Here is a 20147-nt window from a genome sequence, read left to right as displayed (position 1 = left end):
TACACGTGCTTGTAATCTCCACTGTCGGGCGCTGTAAAGCGGATAATGTAATCCATGCCCCAACACTGCAGTATATGATTGATAAAAATTGTTTTACTCTTGCAGTCCCCCCTAGCTATTTTCCATAGCGCGGCAGGCAATTTAATTTGCTGGATCCCATAAGGATCTTCTTTATACTCTACTTGAAAGCGGACAAAGCGCCAGAGTTTTCTTAAACCAGCCTTGGTAGGTTCAAACTCTCGGGCAAACTCGCAAAACAAAGGATCTATTTCAGCGTCGCCTGCTAAAACAACATCGATGATATCTTGTGTATCACCATCTTCGTGATATACTTCTTCGATGTAATCAGAATGTGGTATTTTGCTTGTATCTACCGTCATACTGCTATTGGAATATTGGTATCTATTGGAATGCTTATCCCGCCTGATACTGTAGAGCCAAAAATTACTACAGCTCCTTGCAGCTTAATAGGATTTAAAAAAGAGGAAATGCCATTTTGAAAATTAGTAAATACATCTTGCACCACGTTTTCAACATCTACCACAAAAGACAATTCTAATATTACCGCTTCGCTTACATTTAATTCTACAGGATAAGGAATCGCAACCTGGCCCAGCTTTGTGGCGCCATAAGTCACCGTTCCGTAAAAGCCATCAATGTAAATTGGAAACAAATTGTTATTAATAATTGTCACAGGCAATGCCAAGCCTACCTCACCATCGCCTATACGTGTTAAGGTTGCTCTTGGATTACCAATACTATAATCAATGTTATTGATAAATTCCCGAATAGCAGCATTCTTAGCTTCATTGGCTAGAGACAACCCGCCAATAATCGCTAAACCGCTAATTGCAATATCTCCTGCTTTAATTTTTGCCATAGTAGTAAGAGGATAAAGCCAACCTAACGTGTGTTAGACTGGCTTTCACTATTAGTTTACACGTCAGGAGCTATTGTTTTTACAATTGCCGTAACCATAGTATACTGAGATGCTCCTACAACCGTAGAGGAAACTCCTTGAACTGCACCAAGTGCATGAGTAGCCCAAGGTGTACCAGCTTTAGATTTATCAAAAATATCGTTCAAGCTATACGCTCCTGGATTAACATCTGTATTAGAAGCTGAATCGATTCTAAAATTAAGTGTTACTAATAAACCGTTCATTGCAATGAAGTTTTGGTAAATGAATCAAATTGCATTCTAATGACGGTGATAGATTTTATAAAAACAAGAAAAAAAGACACTTATACACTTTCCTGTAGGATTCTTGTAGGATTCCTGTAGGATTCCTGTAGGATTCCTGTGAGGTGGTGTTTTTTTGGTCTATTTATGGTGATCCAGTGGTTACTTTATGGTGATTCGGAAGTGAATGGAGAGTAAATAAGTAGTATATTGTTAGTAGATAGGCATAAAAAAAGCAGCTATAATAGCTGCTTTTTGTTGTTGAAGGATTGGTATTTAATGCCGTTATGTTTATAATATAATTCAATTGCAATGCGGATATACTCTCTTTGCCATCTTCTGACTTTATTTTTAAAATATACTCCTCCAATTCCATAAAAAAAAGAAACATATTCCATTTTAGACGAAACGTATTTAGGCAAACGAATTGATTTCAACTTCAAAAGTCTTCCATCTTTATTAATAATACCTATTTCCGATACTGGAACACTAGGATTATATAAAGATTTAACAACAAAATTACCTATTTCGTCATGGCTAGAGAAGTCATGTATATGAAATAATTTGCTTATTTCATGTGTAGGATATTCGTAAGCAGCTAGTATATCCAAAGCTAGTGTAATGTTTTTAGACTCATAAGTTTGAATTAACTGCTTTACGTTATCCTTTTCGTCGTCTGTTAGTATCATTTTGCTGTTTTTTACTCGGAAAAGATTGATATTTAATACTATTGTCCCTGTAGTAATACTCAATGGTGTATTTTAAAAAATGCAATTTCCAAAGATATATTTGTTTAATAGAGTATTTATCTTGTTCAACGTCAGAATACCTATTATTATCAACGTTTATACCATTAATAAAAACCATCATTTTGTTATGTAAAAGACTTATACCAGGTATTTTAACGCCTATATCTGCATGTGGAGTTACTTCATAATCAAAATAATAGAAAAAAAGATATTTTCCTATTTGAAAATCTTGATGAACAGGCGTATCAACATGATCAAAACCAAACAATTTGCTTATTCCGTAAGTGGAATAATCGTAAGCAGCTAGTATATCCAAAGCTAGTGTAATGTTTTTCGACTCATAAGTTTGAATTAACTGCTTTACGTTATCCTTTTCGTCGTCTGTTAGTATCATTTCATATATTTTATAGAAAAGCAGCTATAATAGCTGCTTTTTATTGTTAAATGATTGGTATTTAATGCCGTTATCTTTGTAGAAGCTCTCAATGGCTATTCTTATGTACTCTCTTTTCCATCTGTTTATTTGTTTTATACAATAAGAATCAGATTTACCTTTAAATGATACTAAACCCTTATTTTTATAAAATAAAAAACTATTCAAATATACAATTCTTAGCTTTATAAGCTTTTTTTCTCCTATTAGACTTATGTATACTGATGAAGTTGGATGTGGACTAAACAAAGACTTAACACACATATGTCCTATTTGATAGGACATAGTTATTTCAGATAGGTCAAACAACTTACTTATTTCATGCGTTGGATAACCCAATTGAGATACAGATAACAGTCCAGTTTCGATAAATTCAGGATTATTTGAATTTAATAAGGCTATAAGCGCCTGTTTTAAGTCTTTATTCATAACTAAATGTGTTTTCGATAACCTCTTTTATGTGAAGAATGCGGTTGAATATCATATCCATCTTTAAAATGCCAATGGAGAATCTTTAGTTTAATCATACTAATATCATTAGGCGCATAAATAGCTTTGATAGACTCTACTAAATCGTCCATGCTTTCAAAACCTTCAAACATGACTACCATATCCTGTTCCATTTTGGTCAAAAGCATACCATTTATAATCATTGAATTGTAATCAAGGTCAATTATTAAAGGTTGTACATGTTTAATTTTAATATCGTGGACTGTTCTAGTTTTAAGTGTTCGGTATTGAAACTGTAAATCTATAGTATCGCCTTTGTATATATTACAATTTTCATCTACTATCTTAGTTCTTATGTTGCCTAAAACAAAATTAGAATAAAATAAATCGTCCAGTACTAGTTCCGTATTATCCATTGCCATTTGGGTTTACATAGTTTTGAAATGAAATTTGTCTTTTTTGGTACTCTTGCCACTCTAGTACGATCTCTTCGGCTCTAGCTCGAATAAATTCATACTCTTTATTGTTGGTGTGGTGAACTCTAGAAACATACGCTAAGCCTCCAACTGCAGCATTATTAAGACCATCTAAATACTCAGGTGTTATTTCTGCAATAGTAATATCTTCTGCTATTTCCGTCGGCATTGATCCGTCTTTGACAAGAGATCTACAAAATTGATCAGCATAAAGCGCCAACTCGTTTAAAGACATATAAGGCATAATCTTTAAAATAGCTTTCATTCGATCTTTGTCGTATATACTTGGATGATACACATCTGACTCCAATAACTCCTGCTGAGAATAAAGAATGTGTCTTTCTCTTGCTTTTCGGCTGCTCTCTTCTACTAGTTCTAACACTTTATGCGGCAAACTAACTTGTAGTGCATGGGATAATTCATGCGCTAGATCAGGATCAACAGTATTGTTGTCTTTTATGGCCACAAATCTTTCGAACACGGCCAGCTCCTCTTTAAAAACAGGATTGGCTTTAAATTCCAACTGGTCAACAGTTCCAAAAATAGATTTCAACCCTTTTAGGCTAATCGTCAGCCCCTTGATGCTTATTTCAAATTTCATAAGATGGTTTTTTATGGTTTATTAATGTTATCTAAAATGTCTTCTTGTTCGTTATTATGATTCAGCTCATAACCCAATCCAAAGCCTAGTAGAAAAGTCAATGCTAGTAAAAAAATAGCTCTCAACTCTTTTTCATAGACAAATAGAAGATCTTCTATACTTTGGATAATTTCAATTAAACTCATACCCTAGTGTTTTTAAATATTGTTTGATATTCTGTGATTGCTCCAATGTAAATTCCTTGATTTTCTTAAACTCTTCAATGGAGGAAAAACCAAGCTCATTAGTAATCACTTTTTCTGTTAAAATTTTACGGTACACTTCTGTCATTCTGCTTTTTCCGAATATTTCACACAGGTGCTCTTTAGTAAGCAATAGAGGAAAATTATTAAGTGTGCGTTTCATACTTAATTTGGATTTTATACTGCAGCAGTAAACTGGTTTACTGCTGCAGTACACCTTTATTTATGGTTAGTTAGCAAAAAAGCAGTACGGGGGATTTGACTGCTGTAATACTGCTGTAATTATGTTTTGTTTAGTCGTTTATCTCTAGCTTTTAGCATGCACTCACGCGAGCAGTAGGTATGGTTATGCGATCGATGAACAAAACCCTTTCCGCACTCTGGACAAACGCGCGTGCATTTAATTTCTACATTAACCGTTTTTGTATCGTTGTTGGTGCCTCGTTGCCCGTATTTTCTAAATCCAATAGCGTTAGCCTGTCCTGGCTGACCGACATCGCTGCTTTTTTGAGCTACCGAAGCTGGATTTTTACTAGCATTGCTATCCGCGCTAGCCATGCCGTCCTTTTCTTTTTTGCAATTAGATTTATACGACCAATTGCCTAAGCAACACAGCACTAAAAGCACTTCAAACACGCAAGCTACTATAATAAATTTAGTGGATAAATTTGATCTTTTTTCAACCACTGTTATTTTATCTTGCTCTAATTGCGCTAGGGCAGCCTGGTGGGCTTTGTTGTTTTGATCAATTACCGCGTTGATTGCTTCTTGCTTTTCTCGTTCTAAATCAATAATCAAATTGTTGTAATACTGCACCTTTTTAGCGTCTTTACTGGCTAATCTTCCTTTCCAAAGCCTGTTTTTTCGGTAGGTTTCGCGCTCTGTCTTTAAATCACTAATACGCTGATTGTACTGCTGATCAACGGCAGTAGTACTTTTTTCTACTACAGCAGTTAAAACAGGATCCGCAATAATAAGGTGGGGTAGGAGCTTGGCACCTTCTACCGATATGTAGATACTAACAGCGGCCGTTACGGCAAAAAGCACACCTGCAAAAGGCTCTACGTACTGATACTGGAAAATGCCTTGCATGACATCCTCTACACTCGATCGCTTGATTAGCTCGATGGCCACTACGATAAATACAGAAAGTACTAGTCTGGCAATGACATTGGTTTCAGCAAACAAATAATTCAGCATGGTAAAAGCCGTCACCAAGCTGGCCAATTGAGAAATATAGCCGAGTGATTTAAAAGCGATATTGGCAAATCGAAAGCGCTCAGCAAACGTTTTGTGCCTAAACGACTCGTCAATGTCTTTGTCTAATCGAATGGAGAACACCTTTTGGTTAACAAATTGCCTAGCAGCAACAAAAGGATTTTGGGAAAAAGTCGAAATAGGGCGGTTTTTAGTCTGATTTTCCATAATTTTAAATTTCGTTTTTTATTAATCTGTCTTTGGATAGATGGGGCGCTGTTTTTAGTCGAGCAGCGCCTTTGTTATTTGATCTTTAATCGAGATGAACATCGGAATGTATTTAGGATCCTTAGCCCGATCATTATCGATAATGTCTTTTAATGCGTAAAACTCTGCAGGCGTTAACTTTATAGAAAAGGCTTGCTTTGTTTTTTGGTATTTTTTTTCAATCTTTTGAAAAATATCAACCAAACAGTAAACCCAACATAAATGCACGTTTTCAAATTCATTGGATAAAGTCGTTTTGATATCTAAGTGGGGTAGGAGCGTATCGAGCAACAACTGCCAATCTCCTCTGCTAAGTGTAATGTCGTGCTTGACGGCAACAACTTTACTTTCTTTTCGAAAAAACTTATGCGCTCTTTTATTTTTCATCCAGCGCTCATTTTAGCCTGGGTAATCGTATCAATCACTTTTCCATTTTGGTAGACAATGATTTTTTCTACCTCATCGGTCAAGTAATTTGGAATATCTTGCACCTGCACACCGTAATGAGATTCGCCTTTGTCGCTGCCTTTTCTTTTTTTCGCCTCGTAGGTGAAAACGACATAAATACTGGTATAGCAAGCGGCGAACTCTTCTTTAGTTAAAGGCGCAGCGCCTTTACTGCTGTGAAAGTAATGCACCTTTTCGCCGTTGTGATGCACCACCGCCCAATCCCAATTGGGCTTTTTAAGCAAGCGATTAAAATTTTTCATGCTCGCTTCAAGCGTTTTACCGCCTTTAAAAGCGTTGGCTTTGATCTGGTCTGAAAATTTGATTCTTAGTAATGATGGCATGTCTATAAGGTTTTGATGATTCTTTGTTTATCTTCTTTGGATAGATGCTTAAACAAAGCATTGAATTTTTGTAAAAAGAGATCTCGCAGCGATTTTTTATTCGAGCTGGTCAAGTCTGTTGTGCAGGATAAAGCGCGCTGCAGCTTTTGAAAATGCACCAGACTGTTGCGATAAGCCAGAGAAACACTTTCAAAGCTTTGATTCATGCAGGAAGAGTAGGCGCCGTAAATCTTTTTGACGATATCACAATAAGCGGAGTAGCGTTGATTTTTGACAAAAAATCGGTTGTTGATCTTTTTCCAGTCGTTAAACGAGTACTCGATCGCTTGATGAAAGTTATTAGAGTTTAAAAAGTCCACAGGGTAGCCTAGTCGATGGATATAGCCATGCTTTTTAGCATGATTGGCCTGCTTGACAATGGCATGACCAAGGATTTCCACGGCGCAAGTGGTATTTTCTGGCAGCTTGGCTAAGTAGGAGCGGAGCATGCGCTCTTTTCCAAGCTCAGTCGCGTTTTTATAGGCCACTCGAAGCTGAAAAGATTTGATCTTGTCTGCTTTGAACGCCTGGACCAACTGTTTGATATTTTCCAAATGCTCATCTATGCAGCCCAGGGCGTTATTTTCGAGCGTGGCATTGAATTTTTTGCCCGCGTAAATTCCCGAGCGGCATAGCTCAAAAAGCTGGTAAGCCAAATAATCTTTCTTTCGGTCAAATTGTCGGTTCGCAGAATAGGAAATAACAGGCTTTTTGCGTCCTTGTTCCTCGTTTATTACATGATCTGAAACATTGTGAGCGTTAGCGAACGCCACTTTATCCACAGCTTGATCATTATCTATTATTGTTTCTAGTTCCTTATTCTTTTGAAAACAACTGGTTGTATATTGCGGTAAACTTTTCGTATTAGGTGCGGAGGCAGCGGCAAATTGAGGTTTCAATTTTAACACTTTTGGGTCAAAAAACAATTGAATTTTCCCCCTTCCTTTGGGGTTTAAATCGCCCGGTAAGGGATTATCGTATCCCTTTTGACCTCTTTTGTTGTAATTTAGTTTTTCGGTGATAACACCCGCTTCTATAAGCCTTTTAATATGGTTATAGATGGTCTTGGTACTGAGCCTGCACACCTTAAAACAATCTTCTTTTAAGTTATTGATCTTTGTAGCTAGGGTATCGTTGTAGACAAAGGCAAAAAACTTCCCTTCCTTCCAAGCTTTTTCGTACACCTTTGGCTGGTTTTTCTTCATATCTTCCATCGTAGGAGCTACGCAGGAGAGTAGCGCAAAAAAAACATCAAAGGTCGTGGAGGTAACGCCACCTGATTTATGCTTTTTAAGCCACTTTATTTTGTAATCTGTCAGCTTTAATTTAGCATTCTTAATCGATGCCTGCTTGTCTATTACATCATAAAAGCTTATATTTGTTGTAGCATGAGCTATTTTAGTATTATTCATATGCTTATGTGTTTATAAGGGTAAAGGTTGAGCGTGCATCGTTTGACCTTTTTTTTGTATCCCAGATATTGAGCTCCTGGGTAAGCCGCTGCTTTTGCAGTCCTTGCCGCGGGGGGCGGAGTCGAACCGCCCAAGGCAGTAGAAGTTGACAAGATCTTCTACTATTTCCGGCTAAAGTGCCTTAATCCCATCCCGTGTCGTCAAAAAGGTGCCGCTGAAATTATCGCAAACAACGACACCAAGGGCACACACACACAACACTCACACTTTTAAAATTTTATAAATAACCTTTTTCGTCTAGTAAATCGTGGAGCAATCCTTTTGCTCTGAACATGGTTGGAGCGGCGCATGTAAATAACTTTCTTCCCCCGTCATTCATGTAAAAAATCAAATCGGTTTGCTTTCTTTTGGCAGGCTGCTGCGTTAATCGAAATTTAACGCCTTCTATTTCGATGAATGTAGGAAGGTTGTTGAATATATCTCCAAAGAAATCTTGTAGCCTAGTTAATACATTGGTTACCGCTGGAACAAAGCGATCTAAAAAATCATCTGTTGCCTCTAATACTCTGATGGTTTTATTACCATATTCTGTGATGGCCACGACAATTTCTTTAGAGCCGTCTTCATGCTCAATTAATTGGCCGCCAATGACCTTTTCTTCGCCTTTTGGATCCAAAGGAGAGTCAGGCACATTGACGTCTTCTCTAATTTCTACAAATGTCTTTTTCATAGTTTTCGTTTTTATGTTTAAAATGAAATATGGCTTTTCATCCATTGAAGTGATTCGCATGGTTTTTAAGCCACTGTGTATGTATTGTACTTTATTTTCTTCGCTCATAGTATATGCAGTAAATGTGCTATAATCTTATCCAGTCCATACCACCAAAGTATTTCGATTATTAAGCCTTCTTTGTCATAGTCAACCTTTAATTTTTCACATAGGCTTCGGTATGGAAATAGAATGCGGTAGAGTATCATCTTTGAGCAGGAACTGTAGAACAAAAAATATCCATTGTATTGACCAGCATCAAATCAACTGTATTTTCTTGATTTAATTTTAAAACATAATATCCTTTTCCTCTCGGATGCATCCCAATAACAAATCCCACAGAACAACCCTTACTTGCTTTTAAGTTATTTTTTGAATCTTCATCAATAGACATAATAAAAATATGTCCAGTATCCAATTCATTAATTAGCTGCGACGAGTAAGGAACAAATGCTGCAGAAGAAAAAAAATAAGGCCGTTTAAAATTTGCTGAGTCTAAACACCAACACATAAATACTGCCGACCAATCAATAACTTTATCATCTATATGGCATTTAGGATTAGCTTTATAATAGTCCATCCATAAAGGGTCTTCATCAACTTTATGTCCATAATTAGACAATGCATAATCTAATGGCTTTTTCATAAATTTCGTTTTGGTTTAATTAGAATTATCTAAATCGTAATTATGAGAAAATAAATTCCCTTTTAATTAAATCTTCAAAATTTGGATCCCAATCTTTAATTAATCCGTTTCTATCAATTTGTAAGATGATGTAATCACCAAAAGATTCATCATTAGGTGCTAATGCATCAGGGACGTAACCATCATTATTAAGAATTATTTTTTTATTTTCATCCAAAAGCTTGTAATTACCATCGTCACAAACTTTGTAATGAATTTTAGCTGTTTTTCCTTTTTCCCAATTCAAAATTTTCCCTTTATCTATATCTATAAATGGACACCAATAATCTCCTTTTCTGCAAGGAATTAAATCTCCATTATGATCTAAAGAACCATTTACTGTTGCATCTTCCCAATAACGAACACCTGCTTCTATTTCAAAGTATTTTACATCTACTGTTTCCTTTTTTAATAGTTCAATTTTCATAAATTTCGTTTTCTTGTTATCCATAATATTTTATTTTGTTATACAGCTGAGCGCTCAACTGTATGGCAAAATATTATTCTCTATTCATTCAACTGGCTTATGTAATCCAAAAGGATTTCAATTTTTGAATCAATAAGTTTTATCTCCATTTCTATAGAAAGAGCAGCTAATGAATTTTCAGGTATATTTTTCTTTTTTAAAGAATCTATTTTAGTGTAAAGTCTAGCAACTTCTGTCTTTAATTTTTCTACATAAATAGGTCTATTGCTTTTATTAGTTACGACTCCCATTTTCCTATAATTTATATTATGAAAAATATTATATATTTGTTATTCAAAACATTACAATTGCATTGCAAAAACATATTAACAATACAGATGTATAAAGCTACCTTATAGGGATAAAATTTTTAGCAGATTCTTTTGGATAATTTTCTAAGTATGCGCACGTGTCCATTATGTCATCCCTTAGTGCTTTTATTGAATTTTTAAGCAAAATTTTGTTTTTAGAAGAATCTTGAGCGTTCCACAATTTAGCAACCTGATTGTACTGATAATGTAAATTATCGGAAATGTCAGAAGCTTTAATAGGTCCTGTGGGAATTTCATATCCATCTTGCAATACATAAATTCCTTCTAATTCTTTTTTGTATCCAAACTTTTCTAGATCATCTTCCTTGGCGTATAATCCATTTGGCAAAAGAAAATAATTGTCATTTGCCTTGCTAGATTCCTGTAATCTGTTTAATTCTGCTTCAAAGTCATCTAAAGACACTTTAAAAGTTGAAGTAGTAAAATCATCTACGCCTCCATTTTCATCCAGAAGGTAACTTTCATATTTATACATGAATCCATTTATAATTCGAGTAATAGTAAAATGGTGAAAGTCGTCAGAAGAAATCACAGTGTTTTCATGGAGTTTTAAGCTTTCAATTACTTTAATCATAATGTTATAAATTTCGTTTTTATGCAAAAATATTTTCAGCCGCATCATCTTCTCCTAACATATCATTTAATATATAAGGGTGATACGGAAGATGACTTTCAAAATCTTCTCTAAAATCCTTTAAAGACACAAAAAAAGTTGAAATAGAAACCTTATCTATAGATCCATTATCATCAAAAAGATAGCTTTCAAACTTGTACATAAAACCGCTAAAAACTCTAGTAATTGAAAAATTGTATAATTCATTGGATGAAATTTCGAAAGTTTCATGCAACTTTAAGTCTCTTATTTTAAGAAGCCTATCCACTATCTCTTTTACTTCTTTTTTTTTCATGGCTTAACTTTGTCCGTTTAAATTTTCAGAATCATTTTTTAAACCTAATAACATCGGCTCTGTCGGTTCCTCCATTATGAAAATGAAATATTATCCCATCTCCATTTGGAAATTGTTTTCTAGCTTTTTTCAGCAATGCATCTCGCACTGGTTGATATTGTCCAGAAAAAGTAATAGCACTCTTAACTGTTCCCAAATATTCATAATCACTAATCGGCTTACTGTCCACAAAAATGTAATACCCTTGCATTTGCTCAACTTCTGCCACATTGTTGTTATTGACTAATGAAGCTGACATAAAAAAAGCTGTTAGAATAATGCACGCTATAAAAGCCCAGTGCGATTTTTTAAACTTCCTCATAATTATTTTTTTTTTAGAAGGGCAAAAAAAAAGCACTCAAAGTACAGACAGAAGAAGTTTTTTTTGCGGAAAAAAACAATACTTTTTCAGTATTCTATCTGCACTTTGAGTGCCTATACCCTTATTAAGGTTTATGTATTATTGTTTTCTTCCGCACTTCAATATTAAATCAAAAACAACAATATTCCAAATTATATTCTGAAATTATTGCTTTGATAACAGCTTGTTAGTCACTACATCCACATCGGAATTATAATATTCGTATGTTTGTATCTTGTTGAAAATCAAGTAAGAAACCAAAATAAAAACAATAAATAAACGTCGATTAAGTTTTTTCATCTTTACGCTAATTTTTTTCTTCATCATCTTTATTAATCAACCTTTTTACCGTCACGACAATATGGGCAAAGTCCTTATTAAAAGATTTTTGAAGATTCTTTTTTAAAGATTCATAGAGTTGAGTTTCTACCTTTCTAATGTATTTAGCATTTTCTTGCTGCAGCTTTTCTAAAATTTGCCTTTCAATATTTTCCTTCGTGATTTCTTTAGAAAATAAGTTAGCATCAATTTTAATTTTAGCTACTACATAGATAAGCACTAAAACTGCGATAAAAGCTAAAATGTCATGAATAAAGATAGGCACTCCCAATAAAGAAGATACCGCTCCCATGTATATAGTGTTTTGTGTAAAAGTGTCTTATAGCATATCATATGCCGTTTCAAACCGTGCATCGGTCAGCATATCAATACCATTTTCAAAAATGACCATTGGTCGAGCAATTGCCTTTAGTGTGGCTTTATCTGCTTGTAACGGTTGATTGGCCGCAAAGCCAGTTTCATCAATCAAATAAGTCAAATAAGAAGGATTTCCCAAGTCCCAATCATCTACAATTAAACCGAGCGTATCACGCCCAGAGTTGATGTAATTAGTCAATAGCAACAACATCGCTCTAGTGCCGTAAGCAAAAGTTTCAAATTGCTCAAAAGTACCGTCGGTATTTTCGCTCAAAGGAATTTTTCCAAGCCAATTATTACTAGCTGAGTATTTAATATTACCAGGATTATTATTTCGAATACCTCTTGGGTATTCGTCCATACCTAAAAAAGATTCACGTGGATCCCCTTCAGGATAAACAGGCGTATCTTTTTTCTTTGATCGGCTTGCTGAGGAAGCGACAAAAGCAACAAAAGCAATTCCTAAGCCTACTTTAAATAAATCACCCATTATTTACAGTTTAAATTGATTCAATAAAGGATAAAGATTGTCCCCTGGACAAGAAGTAGCGGCAAAATCTTGATGGCCGTACACTTCAATTGGCTGCGGTAATTGATTTCTAATATCTCTAATTACCAGCTCCAATGTTCTTAGCTGCGCTGGCGTGGGCTGCGTCTCGTCAAAATTACCACTAAGTACAATGCCTATAGATCTTTCATTTTCTCCTGAAGTATGCCAAGGCACATTTTCAAGAGGATTCCCAATAACAGCCAAGCCGTCTTTTTCAATAACAAGATGATAACTTATCCCAGGTCTTCCTTTGGTGTTCACATGATAGCGCGCATAGTCTTCTGCTGTTTGACCCTCAACACCTGCGTGATGCACGATTATTTTATCAATATCCGATAAAAGTCTAGTTGCATAACTAGCTGTCGTGCTACGCGCCAACGAAAAATCGCTGTAACGATCATCATATACTACGCTTCCCCTAGCTTGAGATCTCTTTGGAGAAAACAAAAGCATTCCAGCGACAAAGATACCTGCCGCCCAAGGAAATATATTTTGATCTTTTTTGCGCTTTTTAGCCATGATGCTTATAATCTATCCATCCAATACTTTTGCGTTCGGTAAATACCTGATATGGTAAAATCACCGCCCAAAATATCTTCCAGTTGTTTGATGGTAAATTTCTCTAATTGGCTTTCGGTGTATGGAAAAGAAGCATCGTAAGTGCTGCTTACGGGCACCATGTATTTGGCATAAATTTGATCAACTAAATCAGCTTTTCGCTGACCACTGTTGTTAATCAAAGTAGTTGCTAAACTGGTTCCAGCTTGCAATAGCGCCAAAAATATATCTACACCTACTTGTGTATTGATATCAATGTTACCTGGACTGGTCACACCTTGCGAAGCAGCCGCGGCCAATAAGTCACTTTCTTTAAACCAAAGACCATTATATTTAATATAGCCCAGCTCTGGCAAGCGCGATTCTGGAACGTCTCCAATACCAGGAACAAAAAACACATTATCTTTTGTCGTAGTTTTAGAGGTTAAAGCCCATACCGCTACACCAACGGCCAGCCATGGTAATACATTTTCCATTTTATTCTTGTTTAATAAGTTGATTAACTAAACGATATGATCCAGCAACTAACAACACGGTTGCCGTTAAAGGCACAATAGATTTGGCATTTTCAGAGGTTTGCTCTACCGTTTCTACAATATTAGTTGCGATATTGGTGATATCGCAAGTGGTATTGGTGAAAAAGTTACCAATCTGAATATCTTTAGAAGCAAAGTATTCTACAAAATCACAATCCGATCGGCAGTGCAGGCCGCTTGGACAAGAAGACACCAGCCAAATGGTCAAACACTTATTGTCGTCACTTTCATAAGCGGCCTCCCATATTGCATTGGCTTTATACGTGTCTTCAAAGTGCATTTCTAATTGCCTATGCCACTCTTTCCAGTCTGCACATGTCCAAGGCGGAATGCTGTTCCACCAATTATAAGTTGTGTCGTATACTGGAGTGCTGTTCCAGCGCATGTTTTGAGAATAATTCGTGTTGCCTAAATTTGGAAAATTTAAATTTCTGTCTGGAACGTACGTTGCTAGGGAAAATATCAAAGCATCGACGTTTGGAAGTAGCTCAAAAAAAGGATTATCACCAGCTGTCCAATCTGTCCAAATCATTTGCGCGGAAGTGACAAAATCATTTTGTGATCGGTACTGATAAAAGCGCTTTACCCAATCTTTACGAACAGGGTAATTAGGTCTTTCCTCCTGAGCATTTACAGTAATTTGATTTTCCATTAGTATTTTTTTTAAGGCACTATAGTATTGTTGGGATCCTCTGGGGTTAAGTCGGGCGTTTCATCGATGGTTACTTCCACATCTGCCCAAACTTTAGGGTTTCTTTTACCTTTTGGTTTTGGCTTTGTTAAGGCCAAAAAACCAATACCGACGGCTAGTGCCCACAGTCCTTTGTTTTTCATTTTGGTAATAATTTTGTTATGATAATTTTTACATTAATATTGGTAGAAGTTTCAGGATATTGAAACTCAACCTTAGTATCTATTGGTGCGGTATAGTAGCCTAAATCCTCCACTTCACCTGGAAGTAAATCTACAAATTCCCCTCCTAGTCGATACTCTATGACATCGCCTCTATTTTTTAGAATAATCTGCGTTCCTTCTTCTACATCGAAAGATTCTAGTTGATTACTCCGTACGGTTCTGGAGTATGTGCGTGATTTTCTTTCTTTACCCATTTTGCGCTGCTTGTTTTTCCTCTTTGACTTTTGTATACTTTGATTCTACTAAAGACAAAAGCATTTTTGCCTCTTCATCGCTGGAATTGTCGATAATCATGGCAATTTTCAAAATCCAGTCTTCTGGCATTTCTAGATTATTATCCAGCAGCTCCATAGCAAAGTCGAGCTTTCTTTCTGCCTCTTCATCTTTTGGTTGCTCGCCACCTGGTTCTTCCTCTTCTTGATTGCCTTTTTCTTTATAGCCTAAATCACGAGCATTTTTTTGGCCAGAAATAGAATACTTGAACATATCCATAACATCAGGGCCAACCTCTCCCCATATTTGGCCAAACAAACCACCTTTATTTTCAATTTGACCTTTTAAAGCGGCATTTTCTTCTTTTAAATCTTTTAGCTTTTGTTGATTCAGCAGCTTTTCTTCGAGCATTTCCATGCGCAAATCATTTTGCTTCATCATCAATGCCACATTATTTTCAGAATGCTCTTTCATTTGTGCCATGTTAGCATTATTAGCACTTTGCATCATCCCAATCATGGCCATCATAATATTATTACTAGCATTCATATTACCCAAACTACCAATACCCGCCATTTTAGAAGAGTAAGTCGATTCATCGTAATAAGGATTCATACAATTGATGCAAAACCCTTTATCATTCGAATCTTTTTTTAGGCGAATAATAAAATATTTAATATGGTCTGCTGATTTCATGGAGGCCATTAAATACTCTATACTTTCGTCCATTTCTTCAATGTCCGAATTTTCAAACAAAATAGGCGTTAACTTACTGGCAGTCGATGATATAGAGGTTGCTTTATACATTCTCCAATAATTCGGCTGGTTAGCTCTAACACCTTTTCGATTGGTTTGAAAAAAATGGTTTAATTTTTCTCTTTCTTTTTGTTCTCTAGCAGTCTGGTCCATAATCGTAGAATAAATCAATTAGATAAGAAAAATTGTCTTGAGGAAGCGTTTTATCACTTACAAATATTTTGCACTCCGACCAATCAAAATCTTTTGCCCAAGTGGGTTCAATTGGAAAATAAGGGTAAGACCATCGATTGAAAAACTGCACATCGCCAAGCGGTATGCGATTAGTCAATAAGCGATTGTCAACATTCAAGGTTAAAAACGAAGCGCCTAAAAACGTATCTAGGCTTACTACGCGTCTACCTTTAGAGGTAAAAGCAGGATTGATAAAGTTATAGGCTAAGCCGACTAATCTGTTTTTATTAGTCAGTGGATTACTACCATTTCCTAGTTGGTATTCAATGATTTCCGCGGACGTTTTTACCTCAATGGTTTTTTTGCGCAGAGCATTGTAATCAATGCCATTGTCTAATACCAAAGTGGGCGAAGCTGGGCGGCCACAAGTAGTCGTAAAATAAACTGTCAATTCAATGTCTCTGGTACCATCTACTGTTACATTGTCTCCAATGGTTACAACGGATTCATTCCAATTTACCTCACAAGGCGAAAAAAAGATATCTCCTTGCGCGGAAGGATTGCCCAGGTATAATCTACTTTGATAATACAGATTTCTGTTTTGCAGAATAAAATAACGCTCAACAGAATAATCCATCAAAGACAAATACATTTGAGAAACCTCTGCTAAATTAAACAAAGGTCTGTCTTGGATAGATCGAATGTTATCGCCTGCTAGTCCAATAGAGTTATAGCGCGCAGATATACCAATTACCTTAGAGCCTTTTCCAAAATTATCATTCTGAAAATCACCTAAGTTGTATTTTCTTTGGTCGGCATTTGTTGGAATGGTAATCGTTTTGGTATTAACGCCATGCACAGCATGCTGATAAGCTTTCAATTGATGCATAATTTGGAAAGGTTAAAAAAAAGCCGAAAGGCACAGACAGACGCCTCCCGGCTAACGAAATTTATGGAATAAGATCTTTATGCAAATTAGACGCGCTTGGCGTTTAATTCGGTAAATGGCGCAGCCAAACGTTTTACTTTAAATCCAAGCATTTTAAACTCCGCAAATACTCTGGTCGTAGCAGGATCGCCACCAGCTAATACAGTATCCGCTGCAGGAACATTAAAATCTACTTGCAACTCTTCCGCTCCATTCAATACAGGATACTCTGTTAACTCCGCATACTCTCTTAGCGTGTATGGGTAGTTAAAATAAAATGGAATAGAAGAAAAACGAGGGATTTTAAGCATTTCGCAAAGTGGGAAGTTAGACACTAACTGATCATTACCCGCGCTAATAGTCATCGTTCCATAATACACGCTATTCAAAGCTTGGTATTGATCCACCTGTGCAGGATCCGTCGCATTAAATACTAAAGCATTTGGAAAATAATACGGCACTTGGTTTTCAATTTTTTGGTAATTTCCAGATCCAGGCGCCTCACCTGGAGCCAATGGCGTGTTAATCCAACCAAGGGCATAACCAATTGGCAAATAAATATCATTATCATTGATAATGCGCTCAGAGTTTCCTCCAACATTTTTGCCGCTTTTATTGATCAAATCAAAGGTGAAGTTTACCTTTCCATCTTCGATTTGCTGATATTTTCGAACGATTTCTAATTCAAAATCGTAATCATCAATATTCGCATTAGGGTTGTTAATATTCAACCAGCGCTGCAAGGCTGCTTTAATTTTTGTGCGCACATAAATAGCATACTCTGGCGGGCAGTTCGTATAATTAATTAATTGCTGTTCCATCGTTATAACAATTATTAGTTTTTAAAATAAGATTTAGAAAAAATTTGATTAGCAAAAAAGACCTTTACTACATCATGACATTATGCACCATGACTTTTTCTTTTCTTGGCTGCATAGTCTGAGGTTTCTTAGTAAAGTCTATTTTACGATGCTTGGCTTTGGCAATATATTTTCTATCGGCCATGCCTCTTTTTTGCCCGCTGCGAGCGATATATTTATGATCGCCCATACCGCCGCGTCTTCCAGCAGTTCCGTTAATGCCCCACGTTGGGTACATTCCGCGGATAAATTCTTTAGCGCCGTAAATAATAGCACCAGTACCTGCACCAACTACCATAGGATCACCACTATAATAAATGGCAGCTAAACCGCCACCTACATACGCAGCGTGACGATAGTTAGGATTTTCGGCCAGCATACCTTCTTTAGCATTTCCATCAGCGTCAATAGTTAAAAATGTATCGAGGTACGCCGTTCCCATATAGCCTGCAACGGAACCCCCAATAATTTTCATCTCTTTTTCGCCAATTTTGCCCATACCATAGTCCAAACTACGTTTTTTACTACATGCACATCTTGACATAATATTCAATGTTATGAGGTTAATAAAATATTTATAATAAAGCCGTTAGGCTATAAGTCGCATTTTTTTACACGGGAAACAGTACGATTAATTTCCGTTGATGTTTTCCCTTTGGTTTTAGCATCGTCTTTGTATGCTTTTTCGGCTTTTTTCAACCGATCTTTGTTAGTCTTTGATGGATTCTTACAAACCTTAGTAGCCGCTTTTACAAAGCGTTGATATTTGGTTGTTTTTCGTTTAGTTCCACTTACATTTTTCATATTCTAAAGGAGTTTATTACAATGAATTATTTATTTTTCTTCTTCTTTTTGCCTTGGTTTCTGGTAGCGGCATACGCAGCGGCTATTGCTATAGCGATTAAAAGTCCGTTGTTGGATCCGCTTTCATCTTCGTTGTTGTTTCCACCACCACCGCCGCCACCGCCGCCATTGTCTCTTCTTTTCAAGAAGTCAAATTCGTCAGGTAACGTGCTATCGTCTTGCGTTTTGAAATTAGAGGTGTCTGCGGCAGCGCTGTCGATGTCAGAAGCATTTCCATTGGCCGCAGCTATAATACTTGGTATAACTGCTACAGCAGAAGATACCGCAGCAATAATTGCTAAAATAACGGCAACAGGCAAACCTCTTAATGATGGGTTAAACTCGCCTAATTGAGCGGCTAAAAACTCTCCAGGTGTCACAGCTCCCGTATCAAACATAAATCCCGTCTCACAAAGATCCATGACAATGTTTTCGGATATAGAGGTAAAGTTCACACAAGAACCAATGTACTGCTGCTGCATCACCATTTTAGTTTGCACAATTGGGGGAAAATCGTTGAGCGTTACAGGCCCAGATATACTACTAACAAAAGGAATAAAGGAATAGTACAGCCCACTACCTACCGTGCCGTCTGGACGAGTATTATCAGCGCGGTATAGATCATTAAGCCAATTAGAAAGGGTCGGCATTTTTTGATCCAACTCTTCTATACAGGCGTCGTATACCGATTGATTAGCAAAAATATAGTTAAAGCCGCCAACGTCTTGCATGGCATTTGGATACTGCGATACAAAGCCTGTCAGGATGGTAACAAAATCATTTTTACCCTGATCCCAACCTGTGCGAAAATCTGTATCACGGCCATAGCGGAAAAATATCTTTTCGGCAAATTGTGGTTGATTCCAAAGGGGAACAAAATTCGTGAAGCAGGCCTGGGATCCTAACGGCGGTGGAGAGTATACCCACGGATTAGCCGTACTACCATCGCCTGATTGCTCGTAAAACCACTGCGTAGCGGCCATGCATTCGGAAATAGACATGGATCCAATTGCTTCTAATTGAGATTGTGTCATTTTCCCAGCGCCATTTTTATTGCGTAGGCAAGCTTGCGCCTCAGCTTGATCGGCTTTAAATTTTAAAAAATCCAGCTTTGCACCTCTAATGCCGTGGCCAGTAGCAGGATTACTCATCGACAAATAGTCTTTTACGCGCTGCATAATCGGCTGCAACTCGTCACTGATGACGCCCGTTGGCATTTGGCCACTTTTTAGTGCGCTACGAACCAAGCCAATACCTCGATCGGCCATGCTCATATTGTCTTGCATGATGCCTAACACTTTCAATTTATGCACCAAAAGATTTAAAAGCGCTTGACCTTCCGTCATCATGCCGTAATTGATCGGATCCATTGGATCAACAAACTGCTTTTTTTGCTGGATCTCTTCCATTTTATCGGCTGAGATTTCCGCGGCCATTTCTGTTAACTCTTCCATAGAAGGGTCATCTGCCGTGCCAACATTATGATAGCCTTTCAATCCTCTGATCATCGAAATTTTAGTCATGTCGTAATCTTTCTTTTTATAATAAGATTCTTCGTAGCCAAATAAATAATACACGCTATCTACTGGGACTTCTTCACCGTTGACAATCGCCACGGTGTACACGTGCTTGTAATCTCCACTGTCGGGCGCTGTAAAGCGGATAATGTAATCCATGCCCCAACACTGCAGTATATGATTGATAAAAATTGTTTTACTC

34 protein-coding genes are annotated in these 20147 nt (G+C 36.7%); all 34 read right to left on the bottom strand.

Going from position 1 to position 20147, the window contains the following annotated elements; all coding sequences use genetic code 11:
* The coding region (locus Q0972_RS17210; protein WP_299368393.1) for a hypothetical protein at positions 1-380 on the bottom strand (380 nt) is incomplete at its 3' end.
* Positions 377-880, bottom strand: a complete 504-nt coding sequence (locus tag Q0972_RS17205; RefSeq protein WP_299368390.1) for a hypothetical protein — start codon at positions 878-880, stop codon at positions 377-379. The genes Q0972_RS17210 and Q0972_RS17205, both read right to left, overlap by 4 nt.
* A gap of 56 nt (positions 881-936) precedes the next feature.
* Positions 937-1164, bottom strand: a complete 228-nt coding sequence (locus tag Q0972_RS17200) for a hypothetical protein (RefSeq protein WP_299368387.1) — start codon at positions 1162-1164, stop codon at positions 937-939.
* Positions 1165-1421: 257 nt separating this feature from the next.
* Positions 1422-1871 (bottom strand): hypothetical protein, encoded by a 450-nt coding sequence (locus Q0972_RS17195; RefSeq protein ID WP_299368384.1) that lies wholly within the window; start codon positions 1869-1871, stop codon positions 1422-1424.
* A complete protein-coding gene (locus Q0972_RS17190) occupies positions 1843-2325 on the bottom strand; it encodes a hypothetical protein (RefSeq protein ID WP_299368381.1) in 483 nt (160 codons plus the stop codon). Before Q0972_RS17190 ends, Q0972_RS17195 begins: the two co-directional genes overlap by 29 nt.
* A 24-nt stretch (positions 2326-2349) precedes the next feature.
* Positions 2350-2793, bottom strand: a complete 444-nt coding sequence (locus Q0972_RS17185) for a hypothetical protein (protein ID WP_299368378.1) — start codon at positions 2791-2793, stop codon at positions 2350-2352.
* Between the two features lie 2 nt (positions 2794-2795).
* Positions 2796-3230 (bottom strand): hypothetical protein, encoded by a 435-nt coding sequence (locus Q0972_RS17180; protein ID WP_299368375.1) that lies wholly within the window; start codon positions 3228-3230, stop codon positions 2796-2798.
* A complete protein-coding gene (locus Q0972_RS17175; protein WP_299368372.1) occupies positions 3223-3891 on the bottom strand; it encodes a hypothetical protein in 669 nt (222 codons plus the stop codon). Before Q0972_RS17175 ends, Q0972_RS17180 begins: the two co-directional genes overlap by 8 nt.
* An 11-nt stretch (positions 3892-3902) precedes the next feature.
* Positions 3903-4076: a hypothetical protein gene (locus tag Q0972_RS17170; protein WP_299368370.1), complete on the bottom strand. Its 174-nt coding sequence runs from the start codon at positions 4074-4076 to the stop codon at positions 3903-3905.
* The gene (locus Q0972_RS17165) at positions 4063-4296 is read right to left on the bottom strand and encodes a hypothetical protein (RefSeq protein WP_299368367.1); all 234 of its coding nucleotides are present in this window, start codon (positions 4294-4296) and stop codon (positions 4063-4065) included. The genes Q0972_RS17170 and Q0972_RS17165 overlap by 14 nt, the downstream gene beginning before the upstream one ends.
* 119 nt (positions 4297-4415) lie before the next feature.
* Positions 4416-5558 carry a hypothetical protein gene (locus tag Q0972_RS17160; protein ID WP_299368364.1) on the bottom strand — a complete coding sequence of 381 codons (1143 nt, stop codon included), beginning with the start codon at positions 5556-5558 and terminating at the stop codon, positions 4416-4418.
* A gap of 54 nt (positions 5559-5612) precedes the next feature.
* Positions 5613-5984: a hypothetical protein gene (locus Q0972_RS17155; protein ID WP_299368361.1), complete on the bottom strand. Its 372-nt coding sequence runs from the start codon at positions 5982-5984 to the stop codon at positions 5613-5615.
* Entirely contained in the window at positions 5981-6388 is a 408-nt protein-coding gene (locus Q0972_RS17150) for a hypothetical protein (protein ID WP_299368358.1), read from the bottom strand. The genes Q0972_RS17155 and Q0972_RS17150 overlap by 4 nt, the downstream gene beginning before the upstream one ends.
* Positions 6389-6390: 2 nt before the next feature.
* Complete coding sequence (locus Q0972_RS17145; protein ID WP_299368355.1) at positions 6391-7839, bottom strand: hypothetical protein; 1449 nt, start codon at positions 7837-7839, stop codon at positions 6391-6393.
* 277 nt (positions 7840-8116) lie between these two features.
* A complete protein-coding gene (locus Q0972_RS17140) occupies positions 8117-8677 on the bottom strand; it encodes a hypothetical protein (RefSeq protein WP_299368352.1) in 561 nt (186 codons plus the stop codon).
* A gap of 136 nt (positions 8678-8813) precedes the next feature.
* On the bottom strand, positions 8814-9254 hold the full coding sequence (locus Q0972_RS17135; RefSeq protein ID WP_299368350.1) for a hypothetical protein: 441 nt from the start codon (positions 9252-9254) through the stop codon (positions 8814-8816).
* Positions 9255-9294: 40 nt separating this feature from the next.
* Positions 9295-9720, bottom strand: a complete 426-nt coding sequence (locus tag Q0972_RS17130) for a hypothetical protein (RefSeq protein ID WP_299368347.1) — start codon at positions 9718-9720, stop codon at positions 9295-9297.
* A gap of 80 nt (positions 9721-9800) precedes the next feature.
* The gene (locus tag Q0972_RS17125) at positions 9801-10010 is read right to left on the bottom strand and encodes a hypothetical protein (protein ID WP_299368344.1); all 210 of its coding nucleotides are present in this window, start codon (positions 10008-10010) and stop codon (positions 9801-9803) included.
* Positions 10011-10107: 97 nt separating this feature from the next.
* A complete protein-coding gene (locus Q0972_RS17120; RefSeq protein WP_299368341.1) occupies positions 10108-10665 on the bottom strand; it encodes a hypothetical protein in 558 nt (185 codons plus the stop codon).
* Positions 10666-10684: 19 nt separating this feature from the next.
* Positions 10685-10999 (bottom strand): hypothetical protein, encoded by a 315-nt coding sequence (locus Q0972_RS17115; RefSeq protein ID WP_299368338.1) that lies wholly within the window; start codon positions 10997-10999, stop codon positions 10685-10687.
* A gap of 31 nt (positions 11000-11030) precedes the next feature.
* A complete protein-coding gene (locus Q0972_RS17110) occupies positions 11031-11297 on the bottom strand; it encodes a hypothetical protein (protein ID WP_299368335.1) in 267 nt (88 codons plus the stop codon).
* Positions 11298-11706: 409 nt separating this feature from the next.
* Positions 11707-12030, bottom strand: coding sequence for a hypothetical protein (locus tag Q0972_RS17105; protein WP_299368332.1), 324 nt, complete (start codon positions 12028-12030; stop codon positions 11707-11709).
* 27 nt (positions 12031-12057) lie between these two features.
* Positions 12058-12585: a hypothetical protein gene (locus tag Q0972_RS17100; protein WP_299368329.1), complete on the bottom strand. Its 528-nt coding sequence runs from the start codon at positions 12583-12585 to the stop codon at positions 12058-12060.
* Positions 12586-12588: 3 nt separating this feature from the next.
* Positions 12589-13164 (bottom strand): peptidoglycan recognition family protein, encoded by a 576-nt coding sequence (locus tag Q0972_RS17095; RefSeq protein WP_299368326.1) that lies wholly within the window; start codon positions 13162-13164, stop codon positions 12589-12591.
* Between the two features lie 5 nt (positions 13165-13169).
* Positions 13170-13679, bottom strand: a complete 510-nt coding sequence (locus Q0972_RS17090; protein ID WP_299368323.1) for a hypothetical protein — start codon at positions 13677-13679, stop codon at positions 13170-13172.
* Between the two features lies 1 nt (position 13680).
* A complete protein-coding gene (locus Q0972_RS17085; protein ID WP_299368320.1) occupies positions 13681-14391 on the bottom strand; it encodes a hypothetical protein in 711 nt (236 codons plus the stop codon).
* A gap of 11 nt (positions 14392-14402) precedes the next feature.
* Positions 14403-14573, bottom strand: a complete 171-nt coding sequence (locus tag Q0972_RS17080) for a hypothetical protein (protein WP_299368317.1) — start codon at positions 14571-14573, stop codon at positions 14403-14405.
* Positions 14570-14848: a hypothetical protein gene (locus Q0972_RS17075; protein ID WP_299368314.1), complete on the bottom strand. Its 279-nt coding sequence runs from the start codon at positions 14846-14848 to the stop codon at positions 14570-14572. Before Q0972_RS17075 ends, Q0972_RS17080 begins: the two co-directional genes overlap by 4 nt.
* Positions 14841-15776, bottom strand: coding sequence for a hypothetical protein (locus tag Q0972_RS17070; RefSeq protein WP_299368311.1), 936 nt, complete (start codon positions 15774-15776; stop codon positions 14841-14843). Before Q0972_RS17070 ends, Q0972_RS17075 begins: the two co-directional genes overlap by 8 nt.
* Positions 15760-16686 carry a hypothetical protein gene (locus Q0972_RS17065; protein WP_299368308.1) on the bottom strand — a complete coding sequence of 309 codons (927 nt, stop codon included), beginning with the start codon at positions 16684-16686 and terminating at the stop codon, positions 15760-15762. The genes Q0972_RS17070 and Q0972_RS17065 overlap by 17 nt, the downstream gene beginning before the upstream one ends.
* An 86-nt stretch (positions 16687-16772) precedes the next feature.
* The gene (locus Q0972_RS17060; protein WP_299368305.1) at positions 16773-17492 is read right to left on the bottom strand and encodes a hypothetical protein; all 720 of its coding nucleotides are present in this window, start codon (positions 17490-17492) and stop codon (positions 16773-16775) included.
* Positions 17493-17613: 121 nt separating this feature from the next.
* Positions 17614-18129: a hypothetical protein gene (locus Q0972_RS17055; protein ID WP_299368302.1), complete on the bottom strand. Its 516-nt coding sequence runs from the start codon at positions 18127-18129 to the stop codon at positions 17614-17616.
* Between the two features lie 50 nt (positions 18130-18179).
* Positions 18180-18389: a hypothetical protein gene (locus Q0972_RS17050; RefSeq protein WP_299368299.1), complete on the bottom strand. Its 210-nt coding sequence runs from the start codon at positions 18387-18389 to the stop codon at positions 18180-18182.
* Between the two features lie 26 nt (positions 18390-18415).
* On the bottom strand, positions 18416-20147 hold a 1732-nt coding region (locus Q0972_RS17045; RefSeq protein WP_299368296.1), incomplete at its 5' end, for a hypothetical protein.

This window comes from Winogradskyella sp. (assembly GCF_028282165.1).
Taxonomy (GTDB): domain Bacteria; phylum Bacteroidota; class Bacteroidia; order Flavobacteriales; family Flavobacteriaceae; genus Winogradskyella.
This window is presented reverse-complemented; position numbering and strand designations above follow the sequence as displayed.